At 65.3% G+C, this 22516-nt stretch carries 19 protein-coding genes; 17 read left to right on the top strand and 2 right to left on the bottom strand.

Translation table 11 applies throughout. The features are described 5' to 3' along the window. Nucleotides 1–28: 28 nt before the first annotated feature. The 5 genes from N4G42_RS23340 (at nucleotide 29) to N4G42_RS23320 (ending at nucleotide 9603) form a co-directional block, all read left to right on the top strand. A complete protein-coding gene (locus tag N4G42_RS23340) occupies nucleotides 29–3598 on the top strand; it encodes an indolepyruvate ferredoxin oxidoreductase family protein (protein WP_260668894.1) in 3570 nt (1189 codons plus the stop codon). Between the two features lie 299 nt (nucleotides 3599–3897). After that, nucleotides 3898–4233, top strand: coding sequence for a preprotein translocase subunit YajC (yajC, locus tag N4G42_RS23335; protein ID WP_015016243.1), 336 nt, complete (start codon nucleotides 3898–3900; stop codon nucleotides 4231–4233). A gap of 106 nt (nucleotides 4234–4339) precedes the next feature. Then, complete coding sequence (gene secD, locus N4G42_RS23330; protein WP_260668893.1) at nucleotides 4340–6223, top strand: protein translocase subunit SecD; 1884 nt, start codon at nucleotides 4340–4342, stop codon at nucleotides 6221–6223. 12 nt (nucleotides 6224–6235) lie between these two features. Further along, nucleotides 6236–7186: a protein translocase subunit SecF gene (gene secF, locus N4G42_RS23325; RefSeq protein WP_056742880.1), complete on the top strand. Its 951-nt coding sequence runs from the start codon at nucleotides 6236–6238 to the stop codon at nucleotides 7184–7186. Between the two features lie 17 nt (nucleotides 7187–7203). After that, on the top strand, nucleotides 7204–9603 hold the full coding sequence (locus N4G42_RS23320; RefSeq protein ID WP_260668892.1) for a DUF1631 domain-containing protein: 2400 nt from the start codon (nucleotides 7204–7206) through the stop codon (nucleotides 9601–9603). Between the two features lie 125 nt (nucleotides 9604–9728). Here N4G42_RS23320 and dprA read toward each other — a convergent pair whose 3' ends face one another. Both dprA and N4G42_RS23310 read right to left on the bottom strand, forming a co-directional pair. Then, nucleotides 9729–10895 (bottom strand): DNA-processing protein DprA, encoded by a 1167-nt coding sequence (dprA, locus tag N4G42_RS23315; RefSeq protein WP_260668891.1) that lies wholly within the window; start codon nucleotides 10893–10895, stop codon nucleotides 9729–9731. A gap of 79 nt (nucleotides 10896–10974) precedes the next feature. Beyond that, complete coding sequence (locus tag N4G42_RS23310) at nucleotides 10975–12177, bottom strand: LysM peptidoglycan-binding domain-containing protein (RefSeq protein WP_156379587.1); 1203 nt, start codon at nucleotides 12175–12177, stop codon at nucleotides 10975–10977. Between the two features lie 199 nt (nucleotides 12178–12376). Here N4G42_RS23310 and def point away from each other — a divergent pair, with 199 nt between their 5' ends. The 12 genes from def (at nucleotide 12377) to N4G42_RS23250 (ending at nucleotide 22472) form a co-directional block, all read left to right on the top strand. Further along, nucleotides 12377–12886, top strand: coding sequence for a peptide deformylase (gene def, locus N4G42_RS23305; protein WP_260668890.1), 510 nt, complete (start codon nucleotides 12377–12379; stop codon nucleotides 12884–12886). Then, complete coding sequence (locus N4G42_RS23300; RefSeq protein ID WP_260668889.1) at nucleotides 12886–13392, top strand: hypothetical protein; 507 nt, start codon at nucleotides 12886–12888, stop codon at nucleotides 13390–13392. The genes def and N4G42_RS23300 overlap by 1 nt, the downstream gene beginning before the upstream one ends. Before the next feature lie 62 nt (nucleotides 13393–13454). Beyond that, nucleotides 13455–14429, top strand: coding sequence for a methionyl-tRNA formyltransferase (fmt, locus tag N4G42_RS23295; protein ID WP_260668888.1), 975 nt, complete (start codon nucleotides 13455–13457; stop codon nucleotides 14427–14429). Next, complete coding sequence (locus N4G42_RS23290; protein WP_260668887.1) at nucleotides 14426–15250, top strand: AzlC family ABC transporter permease; 825 nt, start codon at nucleotides 14426–14428, stop codon at nucleotides 15248–15250. The genes fmt and N4G42_RS23290 overlap by 4 nt, the downstream gene beginning before the upstream one ends. Beyond that, nucleotides 15247–15582 carry an AzlD domain-containing protein gene (locus tag N4G42_RS23285; RefSeq protein WP_260668886.1) on the top strand — a complete coding sequence of 112 codons (336 nt, stop codon included), beginning with the start codon at nucleotides 15247–15249 and terminating at the stop codon, nucleotides 15580–15582. Before N4G42_RS23290 ends, N4G42_RS23285 begins: the two co-directional genes overlap by 4 nt. Nucleotides 15583–15665: 83 nt before the next feature. Continuing rightward, the gene (locus tag N4G42_RS23280) at nucleotides 15666–16865 is read left to right on the top strand and encodes a phosphoglycerate kinase (protein WP_260668885.1); all 1200 of its coding nucleotides are present in this window, start codon (nucleotides 15666–15668) and stop codon (nucleotides 16863–16865) included. Nucleotides 16866–17081: 216 nt separating this feature from the next. Next, the gene (locus N4G42_RS23275; protein ID WP_060985874.1) at nucleotides 17082–17768 is read left to right on the top strand and encodes a hypothetical protein; all 687 of its coding nucleotides are present in this window, start codon (nucleotides 17082–17084) and stop codon (nucleotides 17766–17768) included. Continuing rightward, nucleotides 17765–18322 carry a FlgO family outer membrane protein gene (locus tag N4G42_RS23270; RefSeq protein WP_056742900.1) on the top strand — a complete coding sequence of 186 codons (558 nt, stop codon included), beginning with the start codon at nucleotides 17765–17767 and terminating at the stop codon, nucleotides 18320–18322. The genes N4G42_RS23275 and N4G42_RS23270 overlap by 4 nt, the downstream gene beginning before the upstream one ends. Before the next feature lie 185 nt (nucleotides 18323–18507). Continuing rightward, nucleotides 18508–19332 carry an orotidine-5'-phosphate decarboxylase gene (pyrF, locus tag N4G42_RS23265; RefSeq protein ID WP_260668884.1) on the top strand — a complete coding sequence of 275 codons (825 nt, stop codon included), beginning with the start codon at nucleotides 18508–18510 and terminating at the stop codon, nucleotides 19330–19332. A 107-nt stretch (nucleotides 19333–19439) separates the two neighbouring features. Beyond that, complete coding sequence (locus tag N4G42_RS23260) at nucleotides 19440–20339, top strand: LysR family transcriptional regulator (protein ID WP_056067892.1); 900 nt, start codon at nucleotides 19440–19442, stop codon at nucleotides 20337–20339. A gap of 169 nt (nucleotides 20340–20508) precedes the next feature. Then, complete coding sequence (locus tag N4G42_RS23255; protein ID WP_260668883.1) at nucleotides 20509–21483, top strand: tripartite tricarboxylate transporter substrate binding protein; 975 nt, start codon at nucleotides 20509–20511, stop codon at nucleotides 21481–21483. A gap of 20 nt (nucleotides 21484–21503) precedes the next feature. After that, the gene (locus N4G42_RS23250) at nucleotides 21504–22472 is read left to right on the top strand and encodes a succinylglutamate desuccinylase/aspartoacylase family protein (RefSeq protein WP_260668882.1); all 969 of its coding nucleotides are present in this window, start codon (nucleotides 21504–21506) and stop codon (nucleotides 22470–22472) included. The last annotated feature ends 44 nt before the right edge of the window (nucleotides 22473–22516 follow it).

Below are 22516 nucleotides of genomic sequence, written 5' to 3'. Positions count from 1 at the left end.
ACCCACAAAAGCCATTGGAGACATAGCCATGAACGCCCCCCTGCCCGAGTCCATCCGCAAAGCGCTAGAGACGGTCACTCTGGATGACAAATACACCTTGGGCGAGGGCCGCGCCTTCATGAGCGGCGTGCAGGCCCTCGTGCGCCTGCCCATGCTGCAGCGCCAGCGCGATGCGGCGGCGGGGCTCAATACGGCGGGCTTCATCAGTGGCTACCGGGGCTCGCCCCTGGGCACGTACGACCAGGCGCTGTGGGCCGCCAAGAAGCACCTGGCGGCCAACAACATCGTCTTTCAGCCCGGTGTGAACGAAGAACTGGGCGCCACGGCCGTGTGGGGCACGCAGCAGCTGGACCTATACCCGCAAAGCAAAAAGTTCGATGGCGTCTTCGGCATCTGGTATGGCAAGGGCCCGGGCGTGGACCGCTGCTCGGACGTGTTCAAGCACGCCAACATGGCGGGCACCGCCAAGCACGGCGGCGTGATCGCGATTGCGGGCGACGACCACATCAGCAAGAGCAGCACGGCCGCGCACCAGAGCGACCACATCTTCAAGGCCTGCGGCACGCCGGTGTTCTTCCCGAGCAGCGTGCAAGAGATTCTGGACATGGGCCTGCACGCCTTTGCAATGAGCCGCTTCTCGGGTGTGTGGTCGGGCATGAAGACCATCCAGGAGGTGGTGGAGTCGTCCAGCAGCATCAACGTCGACCCGGACCGAGTGAAGATCGTGATGCCCGAGGACTTCGTGATGCCGCCCGGCGGCCTGCACATCCGCTGGCCTGATGCGCCGTTGGAGCAGGAGGCGCGCCTCATGGATTACAAGTGGTACGCGGCCCTGGCGTACATCCGCGCCAACAAGCTCAACTACAACGTCATCGAAGGCAAACAAGACCGCTTCGGCATCATCGCCAGCGGCAAGGCCTACAACGACACGCGCCAGGCACTGGTGGACCTGGGGCTCGACGACGATACTTGCCGCCAGCTCGGCATCCGCGTACACAAGGTCAACGTGGTGTGGCCGCTCGAAGCCACCATCACGCGTGACTTTGCCCAGGGCCTGCAAGAGATTCTGGTGGTGGAAGAAAAGCGCCAGGTCATCGAATACCAGCTCAAGGAGGAGCTGTACAACTGGCGCCCCGATGTGCGTCCCAACGTGCTGGGCAAGTTCGACGAGCCCGAGGGCGACGCCACCGGCGGCGAATGGAGTATGCCCAACCCCAGCCAGAACTGGCTGCTGCGCGCCAAGGCCGACCTCACGCCCGCCATCATCGCCAAGGCAATTGCCAAGCGCCTCAAGAAGCTGGGGGTGCCCTCTGACATCGTGGCCCGCATGGAGGCACGCCTTGCCATCATCGAGGCCAGCGAACGCGCCATGACGGAGCTGAAGGTGGACACGGGCGAACGCGCTCCGTGGTTCTGCAGCGGCTGCCCGCACAACACCAGCACCCGCGTGCCCGAAGGCTCCCGCGCCGTCGCCGGCATTGGCTGCCACTACATGGTCAACTGGATGCCCGACCGCCGCACCAGCACCTTCACGCAAATGGGCGGCGAGGGCGTGACCTGGGTGGGCCAGCAGCCCTTCACCACGGACGCGCACATCTTTGCCAACCTGGGCGACGGCACCTACTTCCACAGCGGACTGCTGGCCATTCGCCAAAGCATTGCGGCGGGTGTGAACATCACCTACAAGGTGCTCTACAACGATGCCGTGGCCATGACCGGCGGCCAGCAGGTGGGCGAGCGGCCCGAGGGCCACTCGGTGCTGCAGATCATGAACAGCCTCAAGGCCGAAGGTGTGGCCAAGCTCGTGATCGTGACGGACGAGCCGCACAAATACGACGGTGTGGCCCTGGCCGATGGCGTGACGGTGCACCACCGCGACGAGCTGGACACCATCCAGCGCCAGTTCCGCGAGATCAAGGGCTGCACGGCCATCATTTACGACCAGACCTGCGCCACCGAAAAGCGCCGCCGTCGCAAGCGCGGCAAGCTGGCCACCCCTGACAAGACCGTGGTCATCAACGACCTGGTGTGCGAGGGCTGCGGCGACTGCTCGACGAAGTCGAACTGCCTGAGCGTGGAGCCCGTGGAGACCGAGTTCGGCCGCAAGCGCCGCATCAATCAGAGCACCTGCAACAAGGACTACTCCTGCGTCAACGGCTTCTGCCCGAGCTTTGTGACGGTGGAAGGTGGCCAGCTCAAGAAGCCCAAGAAGGAGAAGAAGGGCGACCTGTCGGCGCTGCCCTCCATTCCTGAGCCTGTGCTGCCCGTGGCCGAAACGGCCTGGGGCATCGTAGTGGGTGGCGTGGGCGGCACGGGCGTGATCACCATCGGCTCGCTGCTGGGCATGGCCGCGCATCTGGACGGCAAGGGCGTGATCACGCAGGACGCCGGCGGCCTAGCGCAAAAGGGCGGAGCTACCTGGAGCCACATCCAGATCGCCAATCGCCCCGACGCCATCTACACCACCAAGGTTGATACCGCCAAGGCCGACCTGGTGATCGGTTGCGACTCCATCGTGGCCGCGCACAAGTACACCCTGGCTGTCATGCAGCCCGGCCGCACCTTTGTGGCGCTCAACACCCACAGTACGCCCACGGCGGCGTTTGTGAACAACCCGGATTGGCAGTTCCCGGGTGGCAACTGCGACGCCGCCATTGCCACCGCCGTGGGCGCGGCAGGTGTGGGCAGCTTTGACGCCGAGCAAGTGGCCACCCAGCTGCTGGGCGACAGCATCTACACCAACCCGCTGATGCTGGGCTACGCCTGGCAAAAGGGCCGCGTGCCACTCACCTACGCATCGCTGATGCGCGCCATGGAATTGAACGGCGTGCAGGTGGACAACAACAAGGCAGCGTTTGAATGGGGCCGCCGCTGCGCGCACGACCTGGCGGCGGTGCAGGCGCTGTTCCAGGCCGCGCAAGTGATCCAGTTCGTCAAGAAGCCGTCGCTGGCCGAGATGGTGGCCAAGCGCGTGGAGTTCCTGACGGGTTATCAGAACGCCGCTTACGCTTCCGAGTACCAGGCCTTCGTCGAGAAAGTGAAGGCGGCGGAAGCAAAACTGGGCAGCGGCACCCGCCTGTCTGAGGCGGTGGCCCGCTACCTGTTCAAGCTAATGGCCTACAAGGACGAGTACGAAGTGGCGCGCCTGCACACCGACAAGGCCTTCACGGACAAGATCGCGAACATGTTCGAAGGCGATTACAAGCTGGTGCACCACCTGGCACCGCCCCTGACCGCCAAGAAGAACGACAAGGGTGAGCTGGTGAAGCAGCCGTTTGGCCCTTGGATGCGCAGCGCCTTCGGCGTGCTGGCCAAGATGAAAGGCCTGCGCGGCACGGCACTGGACATCTTCGGCAAGACCGAGGAGCGCCGCATGGAGCGTGCACTGATCGTCGAATACCGCGCCTGCGTCGACGAGCTGCTGGCCCGCCTGAACGCTGACAACCTGGCCTTGGCGGTGGAAATTGCCCGCATTCCCGAAGAGATCCGTGGTTACGGCCACGTGAAGGAACGGCACCTGAAGGCGGCGCGTCCCAAGTGGGACGGCCTGATGGCCCAGTGGCGCACGGGCGCCCCGGTCCAGCGTCAGGTCGCCTGATAGGTCCTTCTGCCGTCAGTGTCTCCCACAAAAGCCCGCCTCTGTGCGGGCTTTTGCTATTAATAGTGTAGCTATCGAGGCATGAATCCCTAGCGCATCACCCGTTTTTGGCCTGTATTTCCGCTGGCAGGCCCTTGTGGGGCCCGCAGGTGGCAAACACCCGCTGCGCGCTTGGGTCTTCCCCCTTGGGCGGCGCTCAAGGCGCCGCATACAATGCCCTGTTCTGCCCCCGCAGGCGCTTTGGCGCGTGGTGTGGGCGGGTTGTGTGAATTTTGACCATCCGTTGTGGAGTCCAGTCCGTGTTTATTTCTTCCGCTTTCGCCCAAACCGCACCTGCCGCAGCCGCTGGCGGCGGTGACATCATGTCCTCTCTGACCGGCATGCTGCCCCTGGTGCTCATGTTTGTGGTGCTGTACTTCGTCATGATCCGCCCCCAGATGAAGCGCCAGAAAGAACACCGCGCCATGATCGACGCCATCGCCAAGGGCGATGAAGTGGCTACCGCCGGTGGCATCGTGGGCAAGGTGACGCGCCTGTCCGAAGGGTTTCTGCACATCGAGATCGCCAGTGGCGTGGAAGTGCAAATGCAGCGCAGCGCTGTGGTGCAGGTGCTGCCCAAGGGCTCCGTCAAGTAATCCATGAACATCCCCCTGAGGCGCTGCGCGCCCCGGCCCGTCCGGGCGCGGTGTCAGGGGGCGCTGGCGCGTAGGGCGCCTGCACAACTGAGGTGAGAGCGCGATCATGAACCGTTATCCGGTCTGGAAGTACGCGATCCTGGTGATCGTGCTGCTGGTGGGGGCCTTGTACACCCTGCCCAATTTCTTTGGCGAGGCGCCTGCAGTGCAGGTGTCGTCGGCTAAGGCCACCATCAAGGTGGATACCGCCGTGCAGCAGCGGGTGGAAGAAGCCCTCAAGGCCGCCGGTGTGACACCTGATTTTGTGGCGCTGGAGGGCAACTCGGTGCGCGCGCGTTTCGACACGCCCGACACCCAGCTCAAGGCCAAGGACGCCATCCAGAAGGCGCTGGTGCCTGACGCCAACGACCCTTCCTACATCGTGGCCCTCAACCTCGTGTCGCGTTCGCCGCTGTGGCTCAAAGCCCTGCACGCCAATCCGATGTACCTGGGGCTGGACCTGCGCGGTGGCGTGCACTTCATGCTGCAGGTAGACATGCAGGCGGCGCTGACCAAGAAGTCCGAGTCCTATGCGGGTGACATCCGCACGGCACTGCGCGACAAGAACATCCGCCATGGCGGCATCAGCCGCGACGGCCAGTCCATCGACATCAAGGTGCGCGATGAAGCCACGGCCACGGCCGCGCGCAACCTGATCGCCGACCAGTTCGCCGATCTCCAGGTCACCACCACGCCAGAAGGCACTGAGTTCAAGCTGCGCGCTTCGATCAAGCCCGAAGCCACACGCCGCGTGCAGGAGCAGGCGCTCAAGCAGAACATGGTCACGCTGCACAACCGGATCAACGAGCTGGGCGTGGCCGAGCCCGTGATCCAGCAGCAGGGTCTGGACCGCATCGTGGTGCAGCTGCCCGGCGTGCAGGACACCGCCAAAGCCAAGGACATCCTGGGCCGCACTGCCACGCTGGAAGTGCGCATGGTGGACGAGGGCACCGAAGCCCGTTCGGCAGAGACAGGCCGCGGCCCCGTGCCGTTCGGCTCCGAGCGCTACCTGGAACGCAACGGCCAGCCCGTCATCGTCAAGAAGCAGGTCATCCTGACCGGCGAAAACCTGACCGATGCGCAGCCTGGCTTTGACGGCCAGACACAGGAACCCACTGTCAACCTCACGCTGGACGCCAAGGGCTCCCGCATCTTCAAGGACATCACGCGCGAGAACGTGGGCAAGCGCATGGCCATCGTGCTGTTTGAAAAGGGCAAGGGCGAGGTCGTCACGGCCCCTGTCATCCGTTCCGAAATCGGTGGCGGCCGCGTGCAGATCTCGGGCCGCATGACCACGGCCGAGGCCAACGACACCGCCCTGCTGCTGCGCGCTGGCTCGCTGGCCGCGCCCATGGAAATCATCGAGGAATACACCATCGGCCCCAGCCTGGGCGCCGACAACATCGAGCGCGGTATCCACAGCGTGGTGTGGGGCATGGTGGCCATTGCGGTGTTCATGTGCATCTACTACGCACTGTTCGGCATTTTCTCCACCGTCTCGCTGGCGGTGAACGTGCTGCTGCTGCTGGCCATTTTGTCCATGCTGCAGGCCACGCTCACGCTGCCCGGCATTGCTGCCATGGCGCTGGCGCTGGGGGTGGCGATTGACTCCAACGTGCTGATCAACGAGCGCATCCGCGAAGAGCTGCGCGAGGGTGTGTCGCCCCAGGCGGCCATCCACGCGGGGTATGAGCGTGCCTGGGCCACCATCCTGGACTCGAACGTCACCACCTTGATCGCGGGCTTGGCGCTGCTGGCGTTTGGCTCCGGCCCGGTGCGTGGCTTTGCTGTGGTGCACTGCATCGGCATCCTGACCAGCATGTTCTCGGCCGTGTTCTTCTCGCGTGGCCTGGTGAACCTGTGGTACGGCCGCAAGAAGAAGCTCAAGAGCGTGGCCATCGGTCAGGTGTGGAAGCCTGAGTCCGATAGTGCTGTGGCCAAGACGAACTAAAGGAGGAAGACCATGGAATTCTTCCGTATCCGCAAAGACATCCCTTTCATGAAGCACGCGTTGGTCTTCAACGCGATCTCCTTCATCACTTTCGCTCTGGCGGTGTTCTTCCTGCTTACGCGTGGGCTGCACCTGTCGGTGGAGTTCACGGGCGGCACCGTGATGGAAGTGGCCTACAGCCAGCCCGCCGAACTGGCCAAGGTCCGCGACACCGTGGCCGCACTGGGCTACCCCGACGTGCAGGTGCAGAATTTCGGCACCTCGCGTGACGTGATGATTCGCCTGCCCGTGCAAAAGGGCGTGACGTCCGCACAGCAGAGCGAGCAGGTGCTGGGCGCCTTGAAGGCTGCAGACCCCGCAGTGACCTTGCGTCGCACCGAATTTGTAGGTCCGCAGGTGGGCGAGGAACTCGTGCACGGCGGCCTGATGGCGCTGGCCATGGTGGTCGTGGGCATCGTGATCTACCTGGCCTTCCGCTTTGAGTGGAAATTCGGCGTCGCTGCAATCATTGCCAACCTGCACGACGTGGTGATCATCCTGGGCTTCTTTGCGTTCTTCCAGTGGGAGTTCTCGCTGTCGGTGCTCGCTGGCGTGCTCGCCGTGTTGGGTTACTCGGTGAACGAATCGGTCGTGATCTTCGACCGGATCCGCGAGGCCTTCCGCAAGTACCGCAAGATGACCACGCACGAGGTGATCGACCACGCCATCACCAGCACGATGAGTCGAACCATCATCACCCACGCCTCCACCGAGGCGATGGTGCTGTCGATGTTCTTCTTTGGCGGCCCGAGCTTGCACTACTTTGCATTGGCGCTGACCATCGGTATCCTGTTCGGTATCTACTCCTCGGTGTTCGTGGCGGCGGCTATTGCCATGTGGCTGGGCGTCAAGCGCGAGGACCTCGTCAAGCCCGCCAAAAAGGAGGGGGATCCCAACGATCCCCATGCCGGAGCTACCGTCTGACCCGCTAATATCTGTTCATGCACACCACGCCCCCTTCTGTTCCGCAACGCCGCCTGGCCCGCCAGGCGCGCCAGCGGTTTGTAGAGGGGATCTGTGGAGGGTTGGTGGACCTTGACAAGACCGTCCAGGACTTCCTCACCGCGTTGATGAACCAGACGGGCACAGCCCGCGAGATGCAGTCGCGCCGGGATGCGTGGCTGCAGTACCAGCAAAAACATTCCGCATGGACGGAGCGCGCCGGCAAGGCCTGGCAAGAGGCGCTGGCTCCCCACGTCAGCTCTACACGTGGCCAGCTGGCGGCTGGTGGTGGTGGGCTCAGTCAGTTCGAGCTGCTCAGTGACGATGTGGTCGAGAACAAGATCCTCGCCTCGCGCATGGCGTTGACGGTGAACGAGCAGGTCAGCCATCAGTTCGACACCTTGCGCCAGCGCACCCAGTCGCTGGAGGGGCAGGAGCTGGACAGTAGCGACATCCTGCGACCCGACACGGTATGCCTGTTGCTGGTGGAACAATGGGTGGAGGCAGGTCTACCCCGCACGGACCTGCAAACCGTGGTGGACCCCCTGCAGCGCGAGCTGGCCAACCTGCTTCAGAAGCACTACCAGGCGGTCAACGTGTTCTACGTAGAGCAGGGCATCACGCCGCAGGTCGATCTCAAATCCAAGGTGCGCCGCACGCAGGGGGGCACCGCCACGGGCAGTGGCGGGGGCGATTCGGGTTCCGGGGGCCTGGCTTCGCAGGCCCTGGCGCAGACCCGCCAGGCCATGATGGCCGCGCGCGGAGGAGTGCAGCAGCCTCCCGGTATGCCCGCTGGGGCTCGGCCGATGGGGCCACCGGGCACACAGATGCCGCCCCCCGGACATGGCGGCTACCCCCGGCCACAACACGGAATGCCCACGGCCTTTGCCACGGGCATGACGCCGCTCGCCCGGGCACGCCAGCGTGCGCAGGGTGTGATGGGGCAGTTGCGGCGGCTGCTCACGCAGCCCGCCACCGGCTTTGACATGGTGAATGCGCCCCCCGCTTCGGCCGCGCTGGCCCATGCACTCACGGCGCACCGCGTGCATGCGGACACCTACTACAGCGGCGTGGCCACGCTGATGGAGGACTACAGCCCTGCAGCCGTGGTCCAGTTGGTGGGCGCCGTGCGGGAGCGCTCCACCGAACTCAAGAAGAAAGCGACCACCTCGGGCGAGAAGGCCATCATCGAGGTGGTGGCATTGATGTTCCAGAGCATCCTCGCAGAGGATCGGATACCGCCCGCCGTGCGGGTGTGGTTTGCCCGGCTGCAGGTGCCGGTACTGCGTGTGGCCTTGGCTGAGCCCGAATTTTTCAGCAATCTCGACCATCCCGCCCGCAAGCTGATCGACCGCATGGGTGCCTGCGTACTCGGTTTTGACGCGACCAGCATCAATGGCAGCGCGTTGGAAGCCGAGATTCGCCGTGTGGTGCAGGTGATTGAGCAGTACCCAGAGACCGGACGCCGCGTCTTTCAGCTCGTTTATGACGAGTTCGAGAAATTCCTGGCCAAGTTCCTGACCGAAAAGCAGGTCACTTCGCGCCTGGTGAGCGTCGCCCAGCAGGTCGAGCAACGGGAAACGCTGGCGATCCAGTACACCATCGAGCTGCGCACCATGTTGCGCGACATGCCGGTGCGCGACGAGATCCGCGAGTTCCTGTTCAAGACCTGGGCCGAGGTGCTGGCGCTGTCGGCCGTGCGGGATGGCCCTCAACATGCCGACACCGTGACCTTCAAGCGCACGGCAGCAGATCTCGTCTGGGCCGCCAGCGCCAAACCCAATCGCAGCGACCGGGCCCAGGTCATCCAGAACCTGCCCGCGCTGCTGCAACGCCTGCGCCAAGGGCTGACCCTGCTGGGCGTGAACGGCGCGGCGCAGGATGCGCAGGTCAAAGTGTTGACAGACACCCTGGCCGACGCCTTTTTGTCCAAGACGGCGTCTATTCCCCAGGCGCACATCGATGCCATGGCCAAACGCCTGGCCAACCTCGAAGACTTCATCAGTGACGCCACGCTGGGTGACATGCCGCTCAATGCGGACAACATCGAGATGATGCTGGGCATCGACGCCTCGTCCATCCACGTGATTGCTGACAACGGTGCTCCGGTGGACGATGCCATGGTGGCCTGGGCGCAGGATCTGCAGCCAGGCACCTGGTACACACTGGACCACAACGGCGCATCGGCCCAGGTGCAGTACGCCTGGCAAAGCCAGCGCAAGCAGTTGCACCTGTTTGCTGCGGTGGATGGCAGCAGTTACCTGATCCAGTTGCGCCGCCTGGCGGCGTACCTGCAGGCTGGCTTGCTGGTGGCCCAGGACGAGGAAGGGCTCACGCTGCGCGCCACGCGCGATGCCCTGGCCAAGCTGGACGCCAACCCGGAACGATTGCTGGACTGAGCCCCCGCAGGCGTTGCTCAGTGCCTGTGTGAGATCTCCCGTGAGATCGTCAACAGGCGCTTATCCGGGATGCGTGCTGGCATCCCTTGCGCCACTCTGGCCCCGGGCGATCACGGAGCGATCAGCTAGCCCCTGCCGACCCGTTGAAACAACCCCCCCGGCAGCCGCGCGATGCTGCCGTCGAGTTCCAGTTCCAGCAGGGCCACCTGCAAGGCGGATGCGCCCATGCCCGTGCGGGCCACCAGAGCATCCAGCCCCATGGGGTCGTAGCCCAAGGCGGCGAGCACGGGGTCTTCGGTGCCGTCCGATACAGCGACTCCAGCGGCGTTCGCGCCTTCGTGGGGCAGGCCGGACATGGTGGTGGCGGGGATCTTGAGTTCTTCCAGTACATCCTGGGCAGACTCCACCAGCTTGGCGCCTTGACGGATCAGCGCATGGCAGCCGCGTGACTGCGGTGCATGAATGGAACCTGGAATGGCAAATACTTCACGTCCCTGCTCGGCCGCCATGCGGGCTGTGATCAGCGAGCCCGATGCCAGTGCGGCTTCCACCACCAGCGTGCCCTGCGAGAGGCCCGAAATGATGCGGTTGCGTTTGGGAAAGTTGCCGGGCAGCGGTGGAGTACCCAGGGGGTACTCGCTGACGATCAGTCCGTGTATGGCAATGCGATGGGCCAGGTCCAGGTTCTTGCGCGGATACACGCGGTCGAGCCCGGTGCCTACCACGGCGATGGTGGCGGCCCTCGCGCAAGGGGGCGTCGCCAAGTCCAGCGCGCCTTCATGGGCGGCAGCGTCTACCCCCAGCGCAAGCCCCGACACGATGGTCAAGCCTGCGCTGTGCAGCGCCCGGGCAAACAGGCGAGCGTTCTCTGCGCCCTGAGCGGTGGGATTGCGGCTCCCGACCACAGCGAGACACCGATCACTGGGAAAAGGCTGGTGCTCCAGCAGTGATGCCGGGCCCATGAGGTAGAGCAGCAGCGGTGGGTCTTCCGTGTCCAGCAAGGCCTGCGGATAGCGCAGGTCGCCCAGGCTCACGATGGCGCGCGCGGGGCCTTGTGGCACAGCACTGGCAAGCCATTGGGCGGTGGTCTGCCACAGGGCTTCCCACCCCTGCGGAATCTCGCGCAACGCCTTGGCCTGCGCGGCGGGCACACAGAGTTGCAGGGCGGCTTCGGTCTGCTGAAAGATGGATTGCGGCAAGCCAAAGCGTGCCAGCAGGCGCCGCGCGGCCCCGTTGCCAATGCTTGGCGTCAAGGTCAGCCGCAGCCAGGCGCCGAGTTCGTCGTGGTCCATGGATACCAGTACGGCGCGGCAACGTGACTACCGCAGCGCAGGAACCCCGCGCGGCGATACGTACTACCGGCCCTCTGCGTTACTTGGGGTTGACCAAGCGGTCGCCGACGCGCACACCGTTGCGGATTTCCAGCAGCAGCACATAGGACACGCGCTCGAAGGTGCGGAACACCATGGCAGTGCCGTTGATTTCACTGGGCAGCTTGACCATCGCCCTGTTGCTGTCGGTCATGTCCTTGATGCGGTCGCCCTTGGTGAGCAGGCTGAGCACATGGCCAGGCTCCAGTCCGTCCTGCGAACCCATATTGATGGCTACCACCTGATTTTGGGCTGCATAGGCCACGGCCGAACTGCCATAAATGGACACCACGCGGGCATCCACTTCCATCTCGGGGGCTCGGGGGGTGTAGCTCAGGAACGGACGCGCTGGCGCAGGCAGCAGGCGGTCACCAGCGCGGACCTCTTCTTTGGTGGCCGACAGATCCACGGTGGCGGGGATGTATTCCGCCGTGTATCCACCCTTGCCGTTCGGAATTTCTTCGAACGACTCACCACGCACCAGTTCCGCTTTGCCCAGGTACTGGGCTTCGTATCCCAGCACTTCGGCCGTCACGGGGTCCTTGAGCGCCACGGCATTGCGGAAAACACGGTAGTAACGGGGTTCGCCCGCTTCTGCCAGCATGGGCGACGCGGCGTCCCCACGCACATAGACACGGTCGCCCGCCGCCATCAGCACGCGCTCTTCCGTCGTCGCGATCACGCGTGGGGCGCTCAGCAGCACTTGCTCGTCCACCACGAGCGGCTCGACCAGGAAGGGCTCGATGAGGTGCTGCTTGAGTGTGGGCAAAGCGGAGTCAGCCAAACTATCGCTGCGGGTGCGGGGCGAGATGCGCACGGTCTCGGGTTCGCTGGAGCGGCTGGTGCTCAGTCGGGCATAGCCGCCTTCCTTGATAAGGTACAGCGTCTGGCCCGGGAAGATCAGGTGCGGGTTGGGGATGGTTTTGAGGTTCATGCCCCAGAGCTCCGGCCAGCGCCAGGGGCGCTTGAGGTACATGCCCGAAATGCCCCAGAGCGTGTCGCCCCGCTTGACGGTGTAGGTGTCTGGGGCGTTGGGCGCCAGCTCCTCCAGCGGTACACCCCGCTCGGACACCTGCTGCGCTGTGGCGCGCTGGCCGCTGGAGATGGGGTAATTCTGCGCCTGGGCCGGCATGACCAGCAGGGCGCCAGCAATGATGGTGAGCGCGCCCAGGGCGGTCCGCCGCACGCTGGTGAATGCCGTCATGTTGTTCCTTTTCTCATGCATTGGGAAACGCCCCCTCACTGGCACCTCGGCGCACAAAGCAGGCGTGCGGCCGAGCAAATACGTTACAAAGCTTCTTAGATTCTCTGCTCAAGCCCTTGATTCGGCAACGATTATTGGCTCGCAAGGCGGCAGTAGGCCGCAAAAGTGGCGAAAATAGCGACATCTCTTACCTGCAGCCATGGCAATCCTTCCCATTCTCTGTTACCCGGACCCCCGGCTTCACAAGGTCGCCCGCCCCGTCCAGGCGGTGGACGACCGCATTCGCACGCTGGTGGCCGACATGCTGGCCACGATGTACGACGCGCACGGCATTGGCCTGGCGGCCACCCAGGTGGATGTGCATGAGCGGCTGGTGGTCATCGACGTGTCGGAGGAGCGCGACCGGCCCCTGGTGCTGATCAACCCCGAGCTGGTCTGGACCAGCGCCGAAAAGCACCTGAACGAAGAAGGCTGCCTGTCGGTGCCAGGCATATATGACGGCGTGGAGCGTTTTGACGCGGTGCATGTGCGCGCGCTGGACGCTCAGGGCCAGTCCCGCGTCATCGAGGCCGACGGACTGCTGGCGGTTTGCATCCAGCACGAGATGGACCACCTGATGGGCAAGGTGTTTGTGGAATACCTCTCTCCCCTCAAGCGCAACCGCATCAAGACCAAGATGGTCAAGCAGCAGCGGGAGGCGCGCGGGTGATGCGCGCAGCGCTCTGCGTCCGCTGGGGCGTCAGAGTGCTGGCGCTGGTGGCGCTGGCTTGCCAGTTGGCGGGCTGTGTGCTGCCGGCCCGTGAACGGCCAGGCGCGTTGCGGGCCGAAGTGATCGCTCGCCTGGGCCCGCCAACCGCCACGATAGCGCTGCCCGCTGGCGAGCGGCTGCTCTACTCGGAATTACCCGCCGGGTTTGCCGTCTACAACCTCGACTTTGATGCCAGTGGCCGGCTGGTGCGCAACGAGCAGGTGCTCACGCAGCAGCGATTCGAGAACCTGCCCGTGGGCACCTGGACCCGTGCCGACCTGCAAAACACCTTCGGAATGCCCTTGCGTGTCGAGCAGGTGGCGCGCTTTGATGGTGATGTTTGGACCTACCGCTTCCGGCAGAACTCGGACCTGCGACAGGCCCATGTGCACCTGGATCGCCAAGGGGTGGTGCGCCAGGTGTTGTTCACCGACGAACTGCCGAATTTTGACAACGCGCGCGATTGACTGGATGGGTGGTCCCGCTGGGCCACTGAGTCCCGCGCCCACCTGAGCCGCTATCTGCTTTCATGAGAGTCATTTTTGCTGGTACCCCCGAATTCGCCCGTGTGGCCCTCGAGCGGCTGTTGTCTGCAGGCTTCACCGTTCCACTGGTCCTGACGCAACCGGATCGCCCCGCTGGCCGTGGCATGAAGCTGCAGGCTTCGCCTGTGAAGCAATGCGCACTGGAGCACGGCATTGCTGTCGCACAGCCCCGCAGCCTGCGCCTGGATGGCAAATACCCCGAGGATGCCGCTGCAGCGCGCGAAGCCCTGCTCGCAGCCCAGGCCGATGTGATGGTCGTGGCCGCCTACGGGCTGATCCTGCCGCAGTGGACCCTGGATCTACCGCGCCTGGGCTGCCTGAACATCCACGCGAGCCTGCTGCCGCGCTGGCGCGGCGCCGCCCCCATCCACCGCGCCATCGAGGCGGGCGATGCCGAAACCGGCGTCACCATCATGCAGATGGATGCAGGGCTGGACACGGGCGACATGCTGCTGACCGAGCGCCTGCCCATCGCCCCGAGCGACACCACGGCCACCCTGCACGACCGCCTGGCCGCGCTGGGCGGTCGCATGATCGTCGAGGCGCTGGAGCTGGCCGCCTGCGGTGGCCTCACTGCTGTGCCGCAACCGGCAGACGGCATCACCTACGCCCACAAGATCGAAAAGGCCGAGAGCACGATCGACTGGACACTGCCTGCCGCAGTCATTGGCCAGCGCATTCGCGCGTTCGATCCTTTCCCCGGGGCGAGTACTGAGTGCAAGGGCGAGACGATCAAAATCTGGAGCTATGAAATTGATAGCATTCAGGGTGTATCCGACCAGCGCCCCGGGCAGATTTTGGCTGCAGATGGCACCGGAGTGACTGTCGCATGCGGTAGCGGCACGGACTTGCGCCTGACCACGTTGCAGCGGGCGGGTGGCAAGCGGCTGGCGGCGGCTGATTTCTTGCGCGGCTTTGACCTGCAGCCGGGCATGGTGCTGGGCGCAAACCCTGGATGAGCGTCTCTGCTGTGCTGGGCCGGACACTGCGCCACCCCTCCTTCCGAATGGCCGCCATCGACATGGCCGGTACCTCGCTGGGCATTGCAGCCTGGGGGCTGGTCACCGGGGTGGCCATGGTCAAAAGTGGCATGTCGGTCGGCATGGCCGTGTTCATGTCGCTGCTGGTGTATGCCGGCAGCGCCCAGCTCGCCGTCATTCCGCTGCTGTCCGTGGGCGCGCCGCTGTGGGTGGTGTGGCTCACGGCCGCCTGCGTCAACCTGCGGTTTGTGATTTTCAGCAGCATGTGGCGCAGCTACTTTGCGCACCTGCCGCTTCGCCAGCGCCTGGCCGTGGGGTATTTCAGCGGGGACGTGATCTATGTGGCGTTCATGAAGCGCTTTCCGGAACCCCGGCCGGCCCCAGAGCAGGTGCCGTATTTCTGGGGCGCGGCCTCCACCAACTGGCTGGCTTGGCAGGTGCCGTCCATCGCCGGCATCCTGCTGGCCAACGCGGTGCCCTTGTCCTGGGGGCTGGGTTTTGCGGGGGTGCTGGCCTTGCTGGGCGTGCTGCTGTCCCTGCTGTTCGACCGGGCCACCTGGCTCGCTACGGGTGTTGCGGCCACTGCAGCGATTGCTGCGTTTGCCTTGCCGCTCAAGCTCAACATCCTGGTGGCGCTGGCGGCCGCCGTGGCCGCGGGACTGCTGATGGAGGCCGTGGACCGCCGCCGTCGCCAACCCGAGTTGCTGCTGGTGCCCGCTGACAGTGTCATGCCGCCCGAGGAGCGTGAGCATGTCGAGGCGGGCGATGTGGTGCCGCTGCGCGAGGAACGCCACCCATGAGCTGGTCCTGGATATATCCCTTGCTGGCCACGGTGGGCCTGGCGGTGATCACGGTGGTGTCGCGCTCCTTCTTCATGATCCCGGAGCGTGAGCTGCCCCTGCCCGACTGGCTCAAGCGGGGCCTCAAATATGCCCCGCTGGCCGCGCTCACCGCCGTCATTGCACCCGAGATCCTCATGGTGCAGGGCGAGCTGATCGACACCTTCATGGACGCACGCCTGCCGGCCGTGCTGTTCGCCAGCGGGTATTACTTCTGGCGCCGGGGCATTCTGGGCACCATTCTGGTGGGCATGGCGGTGTATTTGCCACTGCACATCGGCTGGGGCTGGTAGGTGCTGGCGGCGGCCGGCCGCGTCAGCAGGGCCGCCTAAAATGGCGCCCCTGATCCACCGGCCCCTCCAGGAAACCTCCCTCCATGAACATCCTTCGCTTTTCCGATCTGTGCGCCCAGGGCAAGGCCCGCAACCAGCGCGTCTTCATCCGCGCCGACCTGAACGTGCCGCAAGACGATGCCGGCAACATCACTGAAGACACCCGTATCCGTGCCTCCATTCCCGCGATCCGCATGGCGCTGGACGCCGGTGCCGCTGTCATGGTCACCAGCCACCTGGGCCGCCCGACTGAAGGCGAATTCAAACCCGAGGACTCCCTGGCCCCCGTGGCCCAGCGCATGGCCGAACTGCTGGGCCGTGATGTGCCGCTGGTCGCCAACTGGGTGGACGGTGTGCAAGTGGCCCCCGGCCAGATCGTGCTTCTGGAAAATTGCCGCCTGAACGTGGGCGAGAAGAAAAACAAAGAGGAGCTGGCACGCAAGATGGCCGCGCTGTGCGACATCTTCGTGAACGACGCGTTTGGCACCGCCCACCGCGCCGAAGGCACCACCTACGGCATCGCGCAGTACGCCCCCATTGCCTGCGCCGGCCCGCTGCTGTCGGCCGAGATTGATGCCCTGACCAAGGCCCTGGCGCATCCCCAGCGCCCGCTGGCAGCCATCGTGGCGGGCTCCAAGGTGTCCACCAAGCTCACCATCCTGCAAAGCCTGGCCGACAAGGTGGACCAGCTCATCGTGGGCGGCGGCATTGCCAATACCTTCATGCTGGCGGCCGGCCTGCCCATCGGCAAGAGCCTGGCTGAGCCCGATCTGCTGGACGCCGCCAAGTCCGTGATGGCTGCCATGAAGGCGCGTGGCGCCGAGGTGCCGATTCCCACCGACGTGGTCGTGGCCAAGACCTTTGCTGCGGATGCCCCCGCGACGGTGAAGGCCGCCACGGACGTGGCGTCCGACGACATGATCCTGGACATTGGCCCCGAGACGGCTGCCCGCCTCGCGGCCCAGCTCAAGTCTGCTGGCACCATCGTCTGGAATGGCCCCGTGGGCGTGTTCGAGTTTGCCGCTTTTGAGAACGGTACCAAGCAACTCGCCAAGGCGATTGCCGAATCCTCGGCCTTCAGCATCGCGGGCGGTGGCGACACGCTGGCCGCCATTGCCAAGTACGGCATCGACAAACAGGTGGGTTACATCTCCACCGGTGGCGGCGCTTTCCTGGAAGTGCTGGAAGGCAAAAAGCTGCCCGCTTTCGACATCCTGGAGCAGCGCGCAGCCGCTTCCGTGTAAGCAAATGCAAGGCGGGCCATCGCAAAGGTGGCCCTGCCTGCTTACACGCCTTGCATCGGCACACAACTGTGACCAAAAACAACGAACTGTGTACGCCGGAGCGTAGTTAGCGTAATTTTTTCTTGTTTTTGTTGAGGATACCGCCCAGAATTATTTTTCAATCGTGCGGGTCGCATCTGTTCGGATCCTCGCAAATTCAGTCCGTAGGAGGGAATCATGTCGTTTTCAAAGGCAATCAGCTTGGCCGTGCTGGCTGGCGCTGTGGCAACTTTGGTGGGGTGCGCACAGAGGGCGCCTATTCCCGTCGCGGAAAATTTCGAGTACACCTCGCAGCCCAAGGTTCGCTCCGCCGGACATTGGGACTTGGTCTCGCGCGATGTGGTCAATCAGACGCTGGGCACCCTGGACAAGGCCGGCGTGGCCCCCAACACCCCCCTGCATGTGTCATTGCCCGCCAATGCCACGCAGTTTGAAACTGCCTTCCGCGAGTTCCTGATCACCAAACTGGTCCAGAACGGCGCCGTGGTGCAGCAGAACCTGGGCCAGGCCCTGGAAGTCTCCTACGGTATCCAGGTCGTGCGCCACAACAGCGACCGCCCGCATTTCATCCCTGGTCAGTTCACCATGCTGGCTGCAGGCCTGTTTGCCGCCTACGGCCTGCGCCATGAGCACATCGACGCCCAGCTGGCCGCAGGCCTGGGTCTGTCGATCGCCGCCGACTATGCCAACAGCATCAACTCCGGTGGCCCGACCAACACCGAGCTGATTCTGACCACCACCGTCACGCGCGGCGGCCAGTACCTGGCCCGCAAGACCGACGTGTACTACCTGGAAAACGCTGACACCCCATTGTTCACGCGCCCCTCGTACAAGAACGTCAACATGAAGGTTGTCTCGCAATGAAAACCCCCGCACTTCTTCTGACGGTGCTGGCCGGCGTGGTGCTGGCCGGTTGCGCCAACAACGCTGCGCCGGTGCGCGTCGAGCCCACCTACCAGGAAGCCGCCAGCAGCCAGTTCATCCAGAGCAGCCGCGACGCGGTGACCAAGCTGACCACCGGTTTCGACATGAACTCGCTGGGCGGCGGGCCTGTGCTCGTGGCCACCGTGGTCAATGTCAACGACCTCAGCCGCGCCGCCCCGCTGGGCCGCACGTTGTCCGAGCAGTACGCCACCAGCATGGCTGCCAGCGGCTTCAACGTGAAGGAAATCAAGCTGCGCGGTGACGTGTTCGTGCGCGAAGGCCAGGGCGAGCTGCTGCTGTCGCGTGAGATCAAGGACATTGCCCGCAACCACAATGCCTCGCTGGTGCTGGTGGGTACCTACTCGGCGGCCGCCAACTACACCTACGTGAGCCTGAAGCTGGTGCGCACCGAAGACAGCCGCATCGTGCGTGGCTACGACTACGCGCTGCCCAACGACCGCGACGTGCAACGCCTGCTGGCTGTGCCCCGCTGATCGTTCGTTCTCACCAGGGACTTGTTGCTCCCTGTGCTACCGAAAAAAGGCCGTCTCGACGGCCTTTTTTGTTGCCCGGTGGCACACCCCGGGGTGCCCGAAACCTCCGCTTCGCAGAGCCTCTCCTCGACGATCACGGTCCCCGGCGGGGGCATCCCGTGCCCACCCACCTAAAATCACGCCCCATGAACTTCACCGACATGCTGCGCGACGCCACGGCACAGAACAACTCCCTGCTGTGCGTGGGCCTGGACCCTGAACCCACGCGGTTTCCCGCCGCGATGCAGGGCGACCCCCGCAAGATCTATGACTTTTGCGCGGCCATCGTGGACGCCACCGCCGACCTGGTGTGTGCCTTCAAGCCGCAGATCGCCTACTTTGCCGCGCATGGTGCCGAGGACCAGCTCGAACGCCTGATGCAGCACATGCGAGCCAACGCACCGCAGGTGCCGGTGATCCTGGACGCCAAGCGCGGCGACATCGGCTCCACGGCCGAGCAGTACGCCAAGGAGGCCTTCGAGCGCTACGGTGCCGATGCCGTCACGCTGTCGCCCTTCATGGGCTTCGATTCCATCGAGCCCTATCTGGCCTACCACGGCAAGGGCGCGTTTTTGCTCTGCCGCACGTCCAACCCCGGCGGCGACGACCTGCAGACCCAGCGCCTGGCCAGCGTCGAGGGCCAGCCGCTCATGTACGAGCATGTGGCGCGTCTGGCGCAAGGCCCCTGGAACAAGAACGGCCAGCTCGGCCTGGTGGTGGGCGCCACCTACCCGCAGGAGATCGAGCGCGTGCGCGCCATCGCGCCCACGCTGCCCCTGCTGATCCCTGGTGTGGGCGCCCAGGGCGGTGACGCTGCCGCGACCGTGCGCGCCGGGCTGCGCAACTACGGGCCGATCATCGTGAACTCGTCGCGGGCCATTCTTTACGCGTCCAAAGGCGAGGACTTTGCTGCGGCGGCGCGTGCAGAAGCCACGCGCACCCGGGGCGTGCTGGAAGTTGCCCGGGGCTGAGTTCCCCATCACCCCCGACGGTCGTGCGCAGCCCCCTGACGGTGCTGGCGTGACCCTCGCGCTATAAATTGCCACCCGCCTGACAGCCGCCCCTCCAGGAGCCGATGATGCAGTTGAAATGGCTGGAAGACTTCATCGTGCTGGCGCAGGAGCGCAGCTTCACCCGCGCGGCGGAGTTGCGGCATGTGACCCACCCCGCGTTTGGCCGGCGCATCCGCGCGCTGGAGGCCTGGGCTGGCACGCCGCTGGTAGAGCGCGGCAGCGGTGGCCCGGTCACCCTCACGCCCGCCGGGCAGAGTTTTCTGGAGACCGCCGGCCACCTGGCCCGCAGCCTCACCCAGTCGCATGAAGAGCTCCAAAGCCTGGCCGGGCGGCAGGCCCGCACCGTGACCCTGGCCACGGGCCGCACCTTGGCGCGCACCGTGGTGGCCGACTGGCTGGTGCGCCTGCAGCCCATTTTGCAGGGCGGCGAGCTGTGCATTCGCACCCGGGCGCTGGCCGACACCGTGGGCATGCTGGAGCGCAACGAGGCGGACTTCTCGCTCGTGTACCACCACCCGGCCCTGGCCATCCGTCTCGATGCGCGGCAGTTCACGCACCTGACGGTGGCCTCCGACCGGCTGGTGCCCGTCTCGCGCGCCACGGCGCAGGGGCAGGCGTTGCACCGGTTCGGGCCCGACGCCACGCTGGTGCCCTACCTGGCCTACGCGCCCCAGCTGGCCCTGGGGCGGCTGGTGGAAGACCACCTGGCGCACAACCCCCATGCGCCCCGGCTGCAGCGCGTGGTGGAGTGCGACTCGGCCGACGCCCACTACGAATACGTGCAAAAAGGCCTGGGCGTTGCGTGGCTGCCCTGGTCCATGGTGTTTGCCGACTGCAAGGCCCAGCGCCTCGCGCTGGCGGGTGACGCCCGCATGGAGGTGCGTTTTGACGTGCGCCTGTACCGCCCCAAGCGCCGCCTGGGGCCGCTGGCCGAGGCGCTGTGGAAGGCCCTGGCGCAGCGCTGATGAGCGCGCGTCCACGGTGAGAGACCTGCGGGTTTCCCCGTGGCAGGCATCGTGAATCAGCACGACCTGGTGCCGTTTTGGCACCAACAGCCAGGGGCTGGTTTTTCACAATCCAATCCATACCTCACCCGCCCCATTCAGCCCCACGCCTTTGCCAAGGAGTTCCACCATGACCACCGTCCACCCCCTGCGCCGTGCTGCACTGCTGTGCGGCCTGGCCGTCCTCGCTGCCCCTGCCATCGCCCAAGACGCCTACCCCAGCAAGCCCATCACCATCGTGGTGGGCTATCCGCCCGGCGGCAGCACCGACCTGACCGCGCGCACGGTGGCCACCGAGCTGGGCAACAAGCTTGGCGTGCCGGTGGTGATCGAGAACCTGGGCGGTGCCGGTGGCGCGATCGGCGCGCAGAAGGTGGCCAACGCCGCACCCGACGGCTACACCCTGCTGGTGGGCGCCAACAACGAGATCGCCATCAACAAGCTCGTGACCAAGAAGGTCAAGTACGACATCAAGGACTTCACCGCCATCGGCCTCATTGCCTCCCAGCCGCTGGTGCTGGTGGCCTCCACCGGCGCGGGCGTCAAGAACATGGCGGAGTTCACGCAGAAGGTGTCCAAGAACCCCGGCAAGTTCAGCTACGGCAGCTCGGGCGTGGGCACGGCGCTGCACCTGGCGGGCGAGGCCGTGAAGGAGCAAGGCAAGCTGTTCATGACCCACATTCCCTACCGGGGCGTGGCGCCGCTCACCAGCGACCTCATGGGCAACAACCTGGAGTACGGCGTGTTCGTGCTCTCCAGCGGCCTGCCGCACATCAAGAGCGGCAAGGTGATTGCACTGGGCACCACCGAGGCCAAGCGCTCTGCCACCACACCCGACATCCCCGCGCTGGCCGAGTCGCCGCAGTACAAGAACGTGGACATCAGCGTGTGGTTTGCGCTCATGGCGCCTGCCAACCTGCCCAAGCCGGTGACCGACAAGCTCAAGAAGGCACTGGCCGACAGCCTGCAATCGCCGGACTTCCGCAAGAAGATGGAAGCCAGCGGGTCCACCGTGGCCTCGCCCACCGTGAACATCGACCAGTTCCTGACCACCGAAGTGGCCAAGTACAAGAAGATCGTTGAATTCGCCAAGATCGAAGAATGAGCAGCAGCACTCTCTCCCCCATGTCCGTGCAACCCCTGGTGTTTGCGCTGCCCGCCCCCGACATCAGCGCCTGGCGCGCCGGCAACACCGGCACCGAAGGCGTGTGGCACTTCGACTCGGGCCGGCCCGGCCGCCACGTGATGATCAGCGCCCTGGTGCATGGCAACGAGCTGTGCGGCGCCTGGGCGCTCAAAGGCCTGCTCGACGCCGGTGTGCGCCCGCAGCAGGGCACGCTCACGCTTGCTTTCTGCAACCTCGACGCCTTCGACCGGTTTGACCCCGGCAACCACGACGCCTCGCGCTTCACCGACGAAGACCTCAACCGCCAGTGGCTGGACGAGCGCATCGACGCGGCCGACACCAACGAGCGCCGCCGCGCCGCCGCGCTGCGCCCGTGGGTGGCGCAGGCCGACTGGCTGCTCGACATCCATTCCATGCACGAGCCCTCGGCGCCGCTGCTGCTCACCGGCATCCAGCCGCGCAACCTGGCGCTGGCGCGTGCCATGCGCTCGCCCGAACACATCGTGGTGGACGCCGGCCACAAGGACGGCGTGCGCATGCGTGACTACGGCCGGTTTGGCGACCTGGACGACAACGGCACCCGCTCGCTGCTCATCGAATGTGGCTTCCATGGCGACCCGGCCAGCCGCGCCGTGGCGCACGACCAGTGTGTGCGCTTCATCGAACAGTCCGGCGCCCTGAGCGCCGACGCGCTGGCGCAGCAGCTGCCCGGCTGGCGCCTGCCCGACGCACCGCGCCAGTGGGCGCTGGAGGTGACCGGCCCCGTGGTCGCCACCAGCAGCGCCTTCCGCTTCGTGGCGCCGTACACGGGCCTGGAAGTGTTCGAGAAGGCGGGCACGGTGATTGGCGACAACGACGGCGTGCCGGTGGTCACTCCGTACGACGACTGCGTGCTGGTCATGCCCTCGGTGCGCCAGGCACGTGCCGGGGTGACCGTGGTGCGCTTTGCGCGGCGCAGGTTGCTGTAGCCGGTGCGGTGGCTGAATGCTATCCAATTGATAGCTTTTGCAGC

It is taken from the genome of Acidovorax sp. K2F, assembly GCF_025246485.1.
Classification (GTDB): domain Bacteria; phylum Pseudomonadota; class Gammaproteobacteria; order Burkholderiales; family Burkholderiaceae_C; genus Acidovorax; species Acidovorax delafieldii.
This window is presented reverse-complemented; position numbering and strand designations above follow the sequence as displayed.